Origin of the sequence: Halalkalibacter flavus (assembly GCF_036663575.1) — a bacterium.
In the GTDB taxonomy this organism is placed as follows: Bacteria; Bacillota; Bacilli; order Bacillales; family Bacillaceae_D; genus Halalkalibacter; species Halalkalibacter flavus.
Map to the genome: position 1 here is coordinate 125449 of NZ_JAWRVK010000010.1, position 13438 is coordinate 138886.

11 protein-coding genes, 1 other RNA gene, 1 riboswitch and 1 other annotated feature are annotated in these 13438 nt (G+C 39.0%); of the genes, 11 read left to right on the top strand and 1 reads right to left on the bottom strand.

Annotation, left to right across the window (positions count from 1 at the left end):
* Positions 1-24: 24 nt before the first annotated feature.
* The 10 genes from SAY88_RS09225 to SAY88_RS09270 all read left to right on the top strand — a co-directional run bounded on the left by SAY88_RS09225 (position 25) and on the right by SAY88_RS09270 (position 12587).
* On the top strand, positions 25-948 hold the full coding sequence (locus SAY88_RS09225; RefSeq protein ID WP_332631227.1) for a cation diffusion facilitator family transporter: 924 nt from the start codon (positions 25-27) through the stop codon (positions 946-948).
* Positions 945-1295, top strand: coding sequence for a LapA family protein (locus SAY88_RS09230; protein ID WP_332631228.1), 351 nt, complete (start codon positions 945-947; stop codon positions 1293-1295). The genes SAY88_RS09225 and SAY88_RS09230 overlap by 4 nt, the downstream gene beginning before the upstream one ends.
* Positions 1296-1349: 54 nt before the next feature.
* Positions 1350-3713 carry a single-stranded-DNA-specific exonuclease RecJ gene (gene recJ, locus SAY88_RS09235; RefSeq protein ID WP_332631230.1) on the top strand — a complete coding sequence of 788 codons (2364 nt, stop codon included), beginning with the start codon at positions 1350-1352 and terminating at the stop codon, positions 3711-3713.
* 3 nt (positions 3714-3716) lie between these two features.
* Complete coding sequence (locus tag SAY88_RS09240) at positions 3717-4232, top strand: adenine phosphoribosyltransferase (RefSeq protein WP_332631232.1); 516 nt, start codon at positions 3717-3719, stop codon at positions 4230-4232.
* 250 nt (positions 4233-4482) lie between these two features.
* Positions 4483-6669 (top strand): RelA/SpoT family protein, encoded by a 2187-nt coding sequence (locus SAY88_RS09245; protein WP_332631233.1) that lies wholly within the window; start codon positions 4483-4485, stop codon positions 6667-6669.
* A 9-nt stretch (positions 6670-6678) separates the two neighbouring features.
* On the top strand, positions 6679-7119 hold the full coding sequence (gene dtd, locus SAY88_RS09250; RefSeq protein ID WP_332631235.1) for a D-aminoacyl-tRNA deacylase: 441 nt from the start codon (positions 6679-6681) through the stop codon (positions 7117-7119).
* A 170-nt stretch (positions 7120-7289) separates the two neighbouring features.
* Positions 7290-7466 carry a hypothetical protein gene (locus SAY88_RS09255; RefSeq protein ID WP_202595330.1) on the top strand — a complete coding sequence of 59 codons (177 nt, stop codon included), beginning with the start codon at positions 7290-7292 and terminating at the stop codon, positions 7464-7466.
* A gap of 56 nt (positions 7467-7522) precedes the next feature.
* Positions 7523-7752 (top strand) — a binding site (T-box leader).
* 292 nt (positions 7753-8044) lie between these two features.
* A complete protein-coding gene (gene hisS / locus SAY88_RS09260; protein WP_332631239.1) occupies positions 8045-9325 on the top strand; it encodes a histidine--tRNA ligase in 1281 nt (426 codons plus the stop codon).
* A 1-nt stretch (position 9326) separates the two neighbouring features.
* The gene (gene aspS / locus SAY88_RS09265) at positions 9327-11114 is read left to right on the top strand and encodes an aspartate--tRNA ligase (protein ID WP_332631241.1); all 1788 of its coding nucleotides are present in this window, start codon (positions 9327-9329) and stop codon (positions 11112-11114) included.
* A gap of 68 nt (positions 11115-11182) precedes the next feature.
* Positions 11183-11297: riboswitch (SAM riboswitch) on the top strand.
* Positions 11298-11357: 60 nt separating this feature from the next.
* Positions 11358-12587 carry a homoserine dehydrogenase gene (locus SAY88_RS09270; protein WP_332631243.1) on the top strand — a complete coding sequence of 410 codons (1230 nt, stop codon included), beginning with the start codon at positions 11358-11360 and terminating at the stop codon, positions 12585-12587.
* Here the strand turns inward: SAY88_RS09270 and SAY88_RS09275 are convergent.
* The gene (locus tag SAY88_RS09275) at positions 12564-12869 is read right to left on the bottom strand and encodes a hypothetical protein (protein ID WP_332631246.1); all 306 of its coding nucleotides are present in this window, start codon (positions 12867-12869) and stop codon (positions 12564-12566) included. The two genes, SAY88_RS09270 and SAY88_RS09275, sit on opposite strands and share 24 nt — an antisense overlap.
* A gap of 145 nt (positions 12870-13014) precedes the next feature.
* Between SAY88_RS09275 and ssrS the strand changes: the two genes are divergently transcribed.
* Positions 13015-13192: non-coding RNA, 6S RNA (gene ssrS / locus SAY88_RS09280), on the top strand.
* Positions 13193-13438 lie beyond the last annotated feature (246 nt).

Sequence of the window (13438 nt, forward strand, 5' to 3'; positions counted from 1 at the left end):
GAAAAAAATAAAGTGGGTGTTGATGTGTCCGAAGCAGATATACGTTATCGAAAAGTTAGGTTTGCAGCATGGGTTGGAATAATTGGCAATATTGTCTTAGCGATTATTAAGGCAGTCGTTGGTATTATGGCAAATAGTCGTGCATTAGTCGCAGACGCAGTTCACTCAGCTTCGGATGTTGTCGGTTCAGTCGTTGTTTTAATAGGCGTTCGTGCTGCAAAATTGCCACCAGATCGTGATCATCCATATGGACATGGTAAAGCGGAGTCGGTTGCAGCTATCATTGTAGCTGTATTGCTTTTTATTGTAGGATTTGAAATAGCACTTGGTGCATTTCAATCGTTTTTTGAACCCGTTGAAGTTCCAGGAGTCATTGCGATATATGCTGTTATTTTTTCCATTGTTGTGAAAGAACTTATGTTTCGTTATAAGTACCAATTGGGTAAGAAGTATAAAAGTGAGGCGTTAATAACCGATGCGTGGCATCATCGTTCAGATGTGTTCTCTTCGTTTGCGGCATTAATCGGGATAGGTGCAGCTATTCTTGGCGGACATTTAAATATACCTTGGCTTGTGTATGGAGATTCCATAGCGAGTGCGTTTGTAGCTATTTTAATTGGAAAAATGGCTTGGACACTTGGAAAACAGTCGATTCATAATGCCCTTGATCATGTCTTGCATGAAGAGGATACGGTTGAAATGAAAAAGGCTGCAGCAAGTGTGGAAGGTGTTTTAAATATTGATGAATTTTTAGCTCGGGAACATGGTCATTACGTTATTATCGATATTAAGGTGGCGGTTAACCCATCTATTTCAGTTGAAGAAGGGCATACAATTGGTAAGCGAGTAAAAGAGCGCCTCTTACAAGAGAAGAACGTTCATGATGTTCTTGTCCATATTAACCCTTACAGAGAAAGAAAAAAAGAGGGAGAGGAGTTGGACGAATGAGGGGGCAGTGGAGTCTAATACTCGGAATAATAGCAGCTGTTATTATTGCTATCTTTGCTGTTATCAATGTTGATTCAGTACGAGTCAACTATATGTTTGGAACAGCTGAGTGGCCACTTATCCTAGTTATTTTAGGGTCTGTTTTAATGGGGGCTATCATTGTTGGAGCAGTTGGAATGGTAAGGATCTATCAATTACAAGCTGAAATCAAACGGTTGAAACATAACCAGGAGAGTAGCAATCTAGACACGGAATCAGCCACAAAACGGAAAAGAAACCCTTCTGAACGAGTCGGCAAGCAGAATCACCAAAAGGAAATATACCAGTCTAAGGAAAAGAGTGATTGAACGTTGTAACCCCTTGAATGCTCCTGTATAATGAGACATTCAAGGGGTGTTTATATGTTAAAACCGAAAGCTAGATGGAAAATAAAAGAACAAGCATCCAGTCAAGTAGATCAATTAGTCAATGAATTAAACATAGCTCCACTAGTGGCGAGTTTACTCTTGAATCGAGGATTTGAAACAGTAGAGGCTGCTAGACGTTTTTTATATAAAGAAGAGATGGCCTATCATGATCCGTTTTTGTTAGATGATATGGACCGTGCGGTAACAAGAATTCGCGCAGCAGTTGAGGGAAATGAGCGAATTCTTATTTTTGGTGACTACGATGCCGATGGAGTAAGTAGTACGGCCTTGATGTACAAAGCCTTACAATCTATAGGAGCACAAGTAGACTTTTATATACCGAATCGATTCACCGAGGGATATGGACCCAATGAACCGGCGATTAGGCAAGCAAAAGAAGATGGGTACGGACTAATCGTAACGGTAGATACGGGGATTGCTGCAGTGCATGTTGCAAACGTGGCAAAAGAGATTAACCTTGATTTCATCGTGACCGATCACCATGAAGCACCACCCGTTTTACCTGATGCGTATGCGATTATTAATCCAAAAAAACCGGGTTGTCCATACCCATTTAAAGGCTTAGCGGGTGTAGGAGTTGCTTTAAAAGTTGCTCATGCATTATTAGGAAGGGTTCCAAGTGAGTGGCTGGACATAGCTGTGATAGGTACAGTTGCCGATTTGGTTCCTCTTGTTGATGAGAACCGTCTGTTAGTAATGGAGGGTCTTCATGTTCTTCAGTCAACGAACAAACCAGGTTTAATTGCGCTAAAGAAAAAATGTGGTATCGATTCACAAGTCGTTCAAGCAGACCATGTTGGATTTGGAATTGGACCTCGAATTAATGCTGCAGGGCGGCTTGATTCAGCTGATCCAGCGGTTCACTTGTTATTAGCTGAAACAAAGGAAGAAGCTGAACATTTAGCGACGGAAATTGATTACTTAAATAAAGAGCGTCAAGCAGTTGTTACAGAGATCACAGAAGCGGCTGTTACTGTCGTTGAAGAGCAATATCCTCCTGATAATAATGATGTATTGGTCATTGCAGGTGAAGGATGGAATGCAGGAGTCATTGGAATTGTTGCTTCCCGACTTGTTGAGCGCTATTATAGACCAACGATTGTATTAAGTATTGATCGGGAAAAGGGAGTCGCAAAAGGGTCTGCCAGAAGCATCGAAGGCTTTGATATGTTTGCAGAGCTTTCTAAAAGTCGGGATATTTTGCCTCATTTTGGAGGGCATCCAATGGCTGCGGGTTTGACAATGAACGTAGAGGATTTGGATTTATTACGTACTAGGCTTAACGAACAAGCAAAAGTAGTATTGACGGAAGAAGATTTTAAACCAGTAACATCAATTGATTTAGTCGCTACGGTAGATGAAATCTCCGTATCTGTCATTAAGCAATTAGATCAACTTGCTCCATTCGGTGTTTCTAACCCAACACCGAAAGTGCTATTGCAAGACGTTCAATTAGATCAAATGAGAAAAATTGGAAGTGATTCAAACCATTTAAAAGTTGGATTCTCTGGGAATGGGGCAACATTAGATGGGATTGGATTTCACCTAGGTTATTTATGTGATGAAATCACATCTCATGCGAAAGTATCAGCGGTTGGGACTTTATCAATTAATGAGTGGAATGGGCACGTTAAGCCACAATTAATGATTGACGATATGGGTGTATCAGAATGGCAGTTATTTGATTGGAGAAGTATCCAAAAAACAAGGTTGGCTGATAGGCTTCTAACAATTCCTATTGAAAATCGCGTACTCATTACATTTAAAAAGGAAACACAGAGAATACTAGGTCTTGAGAATGAAACGATTATTTCATTAGATGATCAAGAAGACGTTGGTGATTTATCCAATCGCTATGTTGTGTTACTTGATATTCCAAATGAACGTGAGCAACTGAAAACCTTGTTCCTAAATCATGGACAACCTAGTCGTATTTATACGATCTTTTATCATGAAGATGATTCTTTCTTTACGACTAACCCGAATCGGGACCAATTTAAATGGTACTATGCATTTCTTTTAAAGAGAAAATCGTTTAATATTAAACAGCACAGCGAAGAATTAGCAAAATATAAAGGGTGGTCAAAACAAACGATAACCTTTATGTCACAGGTATTTAGTGAGCTTGGTTTTGTTACAATAGACGATGGAATACTAAGTGTTACTGATAATCCTCAGAAGAAAGGATTAGAAGAATCTGCAACGTATCGAAAGAAACTAGAGCATGCGAAAATCGAAAATGATTTTGTCTACTCTTCCTATGTTGATTTAAAGCAGTGGTTCGCTCAAGTGCTAGAACAAACAATAGAGGAATCAAAAGTCAAGGAGACGGTGTAGAAAATGGATTTTAAAAAGTATATTCAAATTGTTGAGGACTATCCGAAAGAAGGCATTCGTTTTAAAGATATTACGACGTTAATGCAAGATGGAGTTGCATATAAAGCTGCGATTAACGAAATGGCTGATTTTGCACGTGATAAGGATGTTGACGTAGTTGTTGGACCTGAAGCTAGAGGATTTGTAGTGGGTTGTCCGATTGCTTATGCATTAGAAGTCGGCTTTGTCCCAGTAAGAAAGGCAGGGAAGCTTCCGCGTGAAGTTATTTCTGTTGACTACGGCTTAGAATATGGAAAAGACAGCTTAACGATTCACAAAGATGCGATTAAAAAAGGACAACGTGTACTTATTACTGACGACTTGTTAGCAACAGGTGGTACGATTGAAGCAACGATTAAGATGGTGGAACAGCTAGGTGGAGTAGTTGTTGGAATTGCCTTTATGATTGAGCTTGGTTATTTAGAAGGAAGAGATCGTTTAGAAAACTATGAGTTATTTTCATTAATGACGTATAATTAAACAAGACTTGGGTGGCTCAAACTTACTTGATGAAGAAAGAGAAATGGTTGAATGCAGGATGCCAATTTTACTTTTAGAATCTCTGTTTATTTGAGTTGCCCTCTTTTATTATAAAGGTATTCAAAATGGCTGATTTTCCCTCTTTGAATAACCTTTAGCTTACATTTGAAAAGTTTGATCTTTTCCCTTTACATAGTTCATAACTTTACCCATAATAAAAAGAAATATTGAATCGTAAATAGGTGATTCCATGACGATAGATCAAGTTTTAGAAAAGGCAAGTCAATATTTAAATGAGAGTGACGTTGCTTTTCTCCGCAAGGCTTATGAATATGCAGAGCAGGCTCACGAAGGGCAATACCGTAAATCTGGAGAACCATATATTCTTCATCCGATCCAAGTAGCCGGGATTATTGTGGAACTCGAGCTTGATCCGAATACGGTCGCTGCTGCATTTTTACATGATGTAGTTGAAGATACAGATGTGACGGTTGAGGATTTAGAAAAAGCGTTCAATGAACAAGTAGCGATGTTAGTTGATGGCGTAACGAAATTAAAGAAGTTTAAGTATAAATCAAAAGAAGAACAGCAGGCAGAAAACCATCGGAAAATGCTAATAGCGATGGCAAAAGACATTCGAGTTATCTTAATTAAATTAGCAGACCGTCTGCACAACATGCGCACGCTTAAATTTATGCCTCCGGAAAAGCAGCGTGTAACATCAAATGAGACATTAGAAATTTTTGCACCATTGGCACATAGACTTGGTATATCCACAATTAAGTGGGAGTTAGAGGATACAGCCCTTCGTTATTTAGATCCACAACAATATTATAGAATTGTGAATCTAATGAAAAAGAAACGAGCAGAGCGTGAAAAGTACCTTTCTGGGGTTATGGATACGATTAGTGAACATTTAAGAGATGTTAATGTGAAAGCCGAATTATCAGGTAGACCTAAACATATCTATAGCATTTACCGTAAAATGGTGCTTCAGAATAAACAGTTTAATGAGATTTACGACTTACTGGCTGTTCGGATTATGGTTGATAGCATCAAAGATTGCTATGCTGTATTAGGTGTTATTCACACATGCTGGAAACCAATGCCTGGACGCTTTAAAGATTATATTGCCATGCCTAAGGCCAATATGTATCAGTCCCTACACACAACCGTAGTTGGGCCTTATGGCGATCCTCTTGAGGTGCAAATTCGAACAGAAGAAATGCATCGAATTGCAGAGTATGGGGTAGCAGCTCACTGGGCTTACAAAGAAGGAAAAGATCTAACTCAAAATAAAAACTCATTCGAAGATAAATTAAACTGGTTCCGGGATGTCATTGAATCGCAAACGGAAACGAATGATGCTCAAGAGTTTATGGAATCTTTAAAAATGGACTTGTTTTCTGATATGGTGTTTGTTTTTACACCAAAAGGTGAGGTCATTGAATTACCAGCTGGTTCGGTACCACTTGATTTTGCGTATCGTATTCATAGTGAAATTGGAAACCGTTGTATTGGCGCAAAGGTAAACGGAAAGATGGTTCCACTTGAGCATCGATTAAATACAGGTGATATTGTTGAAGTATTAACATCAAAACATTCTTATGGTCCAAGCCAAGATTGGCTAAAGATCACCAAGTCTTCTCATGCAAAAAATAAAATTAGGCAGTGGTTTAAAAAAGAGCGTCGAGAAGAAAATGTCGAAAAAGGGCGCGAGCTAGTTGAAAAAGAAATTCGTTCTTTGGATTTTGAGCCGAAAGAAGTATTAACAGCTGAAAATATTGCAGAGGTAGCTAACAAGTTTAGTTTCTCAGGTGAAGAAGATATGTTTGCTGCAGCGGGCTATGGCGGGATTAGTGTGAAACAAATCGTCAACCGGATGACGGAGAAATTACGTAAGCAGCAAGACCAAGAACAAGAAGATAAATCATTAGTAGCTGCTTTATCGGATGTCCAGACGTATCGGCCGAAAAAAAAGGTGAACTCTGGGGTTCGAGTAAAAGGAGTTGATAATCTTTTAATAAGATTATCTCGATGTTGTACACCTGTCCCAGGTGATGACATCATTGGATACATTACGAAAGGGCGAGGTGTTTCAATTCATCGATCAGACTGTACGAATGTGAAAAATGAAGAGGCACAAGGTCGTTTGCTTCCTGTGGAATGGGAAGGCGACATGCAGCAAAGCAAGTCCTATAATGTCGATATTGAAATCAGTGGATACGACCGAAATGGATTGTTGAATGAAGTGCTGCATGCGATCACCGAATCTCGAACAGTTATTAATGCTGTCTCAGGACGGTCTGATCACAGACAAAAAGTAGCGACAATTCATTTAACTATTTCGATTCATAACATAGATCACTTGCATAAGGTTGTTGAAAAGATAAAACAACTAAACGATATTTACTCGGTACGAAGAGTGATGCATTAGAGGTGGACCATGAAAGTAGTGTTACAACGAACAAAGAAATCATCTGTAAGTGTCAATGGTGAAATTGTTGGTCAGATTGAATCTGGCTTAACGCTTCTAGTAGGCATTACACATGAAGATAAAAGTGAAGATGTCACGTATGTCGCCGATAAAATAATAAACCTTCGAATTTTTGAAGATGTCGATGGAAAAATGAACCATTCATTACTAGATGTTAGAGGACAGATCCTATCGATTTCACAATTTACTCTTTACGGGGACTGTAAAAAAGGAAGACGACCAAACTTTATGAACGCAGCAAAACCAGATTTAGCAAAAGAGCTGTATGACCAATTCAATGATGAACTTAGATCAAAAGGAATTGACGTACAAACCGGCGAATTTGGCGCGATGATGGAAGTTTCCCTAGTAAATGACGGCCCCGTAACACTGATTGTTGAGAGCCGCTAAAAAAGGGCGAACTTCCCTTTTTTAGCGGCTCGATGCGATGAGCGAAGCCGGCGTAAACCATGTCCGCACTGACAAAATTCAAGGATTTTTCGTGCAATTTCCTCATCCATGTAAGTTTTTCTCTTAACTTGGTCAAAATAGGAGAAACGACTTTGGAAGGATGAAGAAAAATGCGCTCGAGTATGCGTCAACAAATGCATCATAATCGGTTGCAGCCACTTTTTAATATGGACTACCATAGTTTTGTAGAACGTGAAAATCAACATACAAATCTTGAATTAGCAAGTGAATTTGGGTTATCCTTACGTGATGTAAAATTACTAAAGGATAAAATGAATCGTAATTAAACTATTGACACATTGCTTGAACATTCGTATGATAATAATCAATTAAATGAACTGCAACTATTCCGAAGAAGAGGCATAGTAATTAAGGTAGCAGGTAAACAAGAGAGGAGAGGTCAAGGCTGAGAGCCCTCCATATCTGTCTTAATGAATGAACACCTCAGAGGAGTTTTTCTGAACGTATTGACTATTAGGAAAAGACGTATACAGGCGTTAACTGTTTAAAGAGGAAGCAATGATATTGCTTCAATTTAGGGTGGCACCACGGGTATAAACTCTCGTCCCTGATGATTATTTTTCATCAGCGATGAGAGTTTTTTTATTTGACTGTTTTTGTAAAGATTGTTGCTGTGAAGAAATGTGTTTTCTCGTAGTGAAATGGAGTGGAAGTCACTCGACTCCTGCGGGATGTAAAGGTAGGGGCGAGACCCCACAGGCGCAGCCGAGGAGGCTCGGCACCTCCCCGCGGAAAGCGAGTGGCTGGAGCTCAGGTGGAACGAACATGTGAAGGACACGTAACCCATAAAAACAACAAAGTATGCGAAAACAGCCTTTTAATTTTATATTTGGAGGATGAGAGAATGAACATTCAAATCCCGCGAGGTACGCAGGATATATTACCAGGCGAAGTAGAGCTTTGGCAATACATTGAGGAAAAAGCGAAGGATGTTTGTCGCAGGTACAATTATCACGAGATACGTACACCAATATTTGAACACACCGATTTATTCCAACGTGGAGTTGGCGATACAACAGACATCGTTCAAAAAGAAATGTACACATTTACAGATCGAGGGAATCGCAGTTTAACATTAAGACCAGAGGGAACCGCTGCTGTTGTTCGTTCATATGTTGAAAAGAAAATGTACGGGCAACCCAATCAGCCGACTAAATTATTTTACACTGGTCCTATGTTCCGATATGAACGGCCACAATCAGGGCGTATGCGTCAATTTGTTCAGTTTGGAGTCGAAGCATTAGGAAGTCAAGATCCTGCTATTGATGCGGAAGTATTAGCTCTAGTCATGAGTCTATATGAAGAGCTTGGCTTAAAAAATGTAAAGTTAGTACTTAACAGCTTAGGTGATAAAGAGAGCAGAGATGCTCACAGGCAAGCGTTGATTGATCACTTTAAACCGAGTATCAATGAATTTTGCGATGATTGTCAAAGTCGTTTAGAAAAAAATCCATTGCGGATATTAGATTGCAAAAAAGACCGAGAGCACCCATTAATGAAAAATGCTCCGTCTATTCTTGATTATTTAAACGAAGAGTCTCGTACATATTTTAGCCAAGTGAAAAACTATTTGGACCAACTAGGAATTGCCTATGTAGTAGATCCAACACTTGTACGAGGGCTTGATTATTATTATCACACAGCATTTGAAATTATGTCTGAAGGAGAAGGTTTTGGAGCAATAACGACATTGTGTGGCGGTGGACGTTACACAGGTCTAGTCGAAGATATCGGAGGTCCTTCTACTCCTGGAATTGGTTTTGCTTTTAGTATTGAGCGAGTAATTATGGCTCTAAAAGCTCAGGAACAAACGATTCCAGCTGCTCCACAATTAGATTGCTATTTAGTTTCATTAGGTGATGCAGCAAAGGAAAAGACAGTCGAACTGCTTTATCAATTAAGGCGTGCAGGAATTAGTGCTGACAAAGATTATTTAGACAAGAAGATGAAAGCTCAGTTTAAGGCTGCAGACCGTCTTCAAGCGCGATTCACCGCAATACTTGGTGATGATGAACTTTCGCAGGGGAAAATCAATGTAAAAGAGATGGAAACAGGCGAACAAAGTGAAATTGATTTGGCATCATTTATTGATTATATAAAAGGGAAAACAATAGGAGGTAAGTAAGATGATAGGAAGAACACATGAGTGTGGAAAGCTAGGCGAAGAGCACGTAGGTGAAAGAGTACAATTAAAAGGGTGGGTACAAAGACGCCGTGATTTAGGACAAGTAATCTTTTTAGATGTACGTGATCGTTCAGGTATTGTTCAAGTTGTATTTAATCCTGAGGTGAATCAAGAAGCTTTAACTATAGCCGAACGAGTAAGAAATGAATATGTCATTGAGGTTTGTGGGAACGTTGTTGCAAGGGACCCTAAAACAGTTAATGAGAAAATCGCTACAGGTTCAATTGAAGTTCATGTTGAAAAAATGAGTATCTTAAATACATCAAAGCCACTACCGTTTCAAATTGAAGCTGATACAGACGCTTCAGAAGACGTTCGTCTAAAGTATCGTTATTTAGACCTTCGTCGTCCAGATATGCAAGAGACGTTTAAATTACGTCATCGTACGACAAAGTTAATTCGTGACTTCCTTGATACGGAAACATTCATGGAGATTGAGACACCAATGCTAACAAAAAGTACACCAGAAGGGGCTCGTGATTATCTAGTTCCAAGCCGTGTTCATCATGGTGAGTTCTATGCTCTACCACAATCACCGCAACTTTTTAAACAACTGTTAATGGTATCTGGCTTTGAACGTTATTATCAAATTGTACGTTGTTTCCGTGATGAAGACTTGCGTGCTGATCGCCAACCAGAGTTCACTCAAGTCGATATTGAAACATCGTTTATGGACAAAGAAGATTTAATTGCTATGATGGAAAAAATGATGGCAAAGATTTTGAAAGAAATCAAAGGCGTTGACGTATCATTGCCGTTTCCACGTTTGACATATGATGAAGCTATGAACCGTTTTGGTTCAGATAAGCCAGACCTGCGTTTTGGAATGGAACTAATTGAACTATCAGAGATTGTGAAAGATTCAGAGTTCAAAGTATTCCAGAGTGCTCTTGCTAGTGGAGGGACAGTTAAAGGGTTGAACTTAAAAGGGGGAGCAAATAAGCTTTCTCGTAAAGAAATCGATGCCCTTACTGATTATGTAAAACAATACGGAGCAAAAGGCTTAGCATGGCTTAAGGTAGAAGAAGAAGGACTTAAAGGACCTATTGCTAAGTTCTTCACTGGAGAGGTTTCTACTTCATTACAAGAAGCTCTTGGCGCTGAAGTTGGCGACTTATTATTCTTTGGTGCAGATAAGAAACAGGTTGTATTTGATAGCCTTGGTGCACTCCGTTTGAAATTTGGAAAACAGTTTGACTTAATTGATCAAAGTCAATTTAATTTCCTTTGGGTAGTTGATTTTCCACTTGTTGAATACGATGAGGAAGCAAAACGTTATGTTGCCCTGCATCATCCGTTCACAAGTCCAGTAGAAGAAGATCTTGCTTTACTAGCAACTGATCCTGCTAGTGTACGTGCCAATGCTTATGATCTTGTATTAAATGGATATGAGCTCGGTGGTGGTTCGCAACGTATTTACCAAAGTGATATTCAAGAACAAATGTTTAAAGCACTAGGATTTTCTGAAGAGGAAGCTCGTGAACAATTTGGCTTCTTGTTGGAAGCATTTGAATTCGGTACTCCTCCACATGGTGGGATAGCTTTAGGGTTAGATCGTCTAATTATGTTACTAGCAGGTCGAACGAACTTACGTGATACTATTGCCTTCCCGAAAACGGCAAGTGCAAGTGATTTATTAACGAATGCACCTGGTGAAGTAAGTGTTGAACAGTTAATTGACTTGAATTTGTCAATAATTGGGAGAAAATCTGAAAAGGTGAATGTTTAATCATATTTGACAGTAATATGAAGCTGACGTATAATCACGTTAACTGAATACGAACGTTTGATAATTCAAACTTATCCAGAGTGGTGGAGGGACTGACCCTATGAAGCCCGGCAACCGTTTTGCAAGCCATGCAAAAAAAGGTGCTACTTTCAGCAGAATGTGTTTCATTCTGATAGATAAGTGAAGGCAAAAAAACCTTTCCTTATCTGGAGAGGTTTTTTTATTTAAGAGGAGGGTATGAATATGCTACAAATTGGTTTAATAGGATTTGGAACAGTTGGCAGCGGTGTATATGAACGCTTAACTAATACAAAGGAGCAACTAGAACAGCTGTTAGGAGAGGAAATACACATTTCTGCAATTCTTGTGAAAAGTCGTCAAAAACAACGCGCCACTGATATTGAAGCGTTTGTTACAACTAGTTGGGAAGAATTTTGTAATTCAACTGACTTTAATATCATTTTTGAAGCCATTGGAGGAATTGAACCTGCACTTTCATATACATCAAAATGGTTAGAAAAAGGTGTTCCAGTTATCACTGCTAACAAAAAACTTGTCGCAGAGAAGGGACAATTACTTGAGAGATTAGCAGAACAACACTCGACTTATTATGGCTATGAGGCAGCAGTTGCAGGTGGAATTCCGATTATTAACGCGTTAAAGGGAACACTCACAACTACACCAATATCGAGAATTTCAGGAATTTTAAATGGAACAACAAATTATATGTTAACAGAAATGATTGAAAGCCATCGAGGATTTGCTGATGTTTTATTAGAGGCACAAGAACTAGGTTATGCTGAGGCAGACCCAACTGACGATCTAGAAGGCTTTGATGCTTGGTACAAAATAAGAATACTAAGTCGCTTATGTTTCGGAAGCTGGCCTTCTTCTATTGAATTTTCACGTAAAGGTGTATCGACTATTAAGGATTGGCATGTTGAAATAGGAGAGCGTCTAGGATTTAAGATTAAGTTAATTGCTGAGGCTTGGCAGGGTGAAGCTAAAGTGAATGGTTCTGTAACTCCAGCCTTTTTAACACAAAACGAACCGTTAGCAAGTGTTAGAGGAGTGACAAATGGAATATCAATTGAAGGTGATTCTATTAATCAACTTCTTTTTATTGGACCAGGTGCTGGGAAAGAGGCTACGGCAAATAGTATGGTTGAAGATTTCCTTTTTCATGAGCGTACTAGACATTCACAAAGAAGTTTAGGAATGAAGGCGGAACAACGAAAAGAATCATTTACACATGCATTTGTTTTCCTAACTCATGCTGAAAGAGAAATTGCACTTCATTGGGTGAAGAAAAATCAGATAGCTGTAATTGACACATTCTCTCACCATGAAGGTGAAGGGTGGATTATCAATAGTACAGACGTCACACCTTTTGAAACGTATCCAATCTATGGGGATGTTTCAACACGTAGACGTTTAGAAACGATTCACTCAGCGCAATTCGGGGCGTTCTGATTTTAGCTTTTTATAAGCAGTCACTAAAGCGTAGGCATCTTCCTTTATATAATACGTCCGAACACCTCGACTTGTATGTAAATATAGAAAACCCATTGCACCTTTTTCTGGTTTCTTACGATAAGATATATCAAAAATAGCTGTAAGTGGGTAAATATCATCTTTTACAGTGAGTTGGTCATCAAATAACTTCATATCAAATGACGTTTCAATTGTACGTTTTTCGGTCCAGCCAATTTCTTGACGAATTTCTATGCATGTTTGAGTAGCTAGCAGATTCATATATAGTCACCTCTAAAATATATGTATACAGTAAATAACTGTATCATAATGAGTGGCATTTACCAAACAATAGATAAGATTGAATAATCTGAATATTAGGTTGACGTACAATAGCTGATTTGATAGTATTAATATAAAGAAGTAAGAATTCCTAATATGTACGTAGCAATTTACGTTTTGAGCCAACAGATTAAAAATGGGAGCTTGGGTTGACAATCGGATTACAGGCCTTTTTTAAGGAAGTAAAATGGTTTTCACAGGGCACCCACCTGTTTTAAGAACAGGTTCAAAACCATAATGAATACGGCATGATTGGGATTCTTACGTACATAGTAGGCAAGCAGCTTCTCAAATAGAGAAGTTGTTTTTTTTATGGGGGACGTGTTCCCCGCATGTCCGTTCCATTGCGCTCCAGCCAACTCGCTTTCCGCGGGGAGGTGTCGAGCCTACCTCTTCATCCCGCAGGAGTCGAGTGACTTCCGCTCCATTTCACTATCCTGAAAATAACCATTGGTAGAAGTGCATTTTTGGCATACGAAACTAGACCTAGCAAAATCTTTTAAAAAAAA

Excerpts from the sequence above, each read along its gene's own strand:
- aspS (WP_332631241.1), top strand. The coding sequence starts at position 9,327 with ATGATAGGAAGAACACATGAGTGTGGAAAGCTAGGCGAAGAGCACGTA.
- SAY88_RS09240 (WP_332631232.1), top strand. The coding sequence starts at position 3,717 with ATGGATTTTAAAAAGTATATTCAAATTGTTGAGGACTATCCGAAAGAA.
- hisS (WP_332631239.1), top strand. The coding sequence starts at position 8,045 with ATGAACATTCAAATCCCGCGAGGTACGCAGGATATATTACCAGGCGAA.
- SAY88_RS09255 (WP_202595330.1), top strand. The coding sequence starts at position 7,290 with ATGCGCTCGAGTATGCGTCAACAAATGCATCATAATCGGTTGCAGCCA.
- dtd (WP_332631235.1), top strand. The coding sequence starts at position 6,679 with ATGAAAGTAGTGTTACAACGAACAAAGAAATCATCTGTAAGTGTCAAT.
- recJ (WP_332631230.1), top strand. The coding sequence starts at position 1,350 with ATGTTAAAACCGAAAGCTAGATGGAAAATAAAAGAACAAGCATCCAGT.
- SAY88_RS09270 (WP_332631243.1), top strand. The coding sequence starts at position 11,358 with ATGCTACAAATTGGTTTAATAGGATTTGGAACAGTTGGCAGCGGTGTA.
- SAY88_RS09230 (WP_332631228.1), top strand. The coding sequence starts at position 945 with ATGAGGGGGCAGTGGAGTCTAATACTCGGAATAATAGCAGCTGTTATT.
- SAY88_RS09275 (WP_332631246.1), bottom strand. The coding sequence starts at position 12,869 with ATGAATCTGCTAGCTACTCAAACATGCATAGAAATTCGTCAAGAAATT.
- SAY88_RS09245 (WP_332631233.1), top strand. The coding sequence starts at position 4,483 with ATGACGATAGATCAAGTTTTAGAAAAGGCAAGTCAATATTTAAATGAG.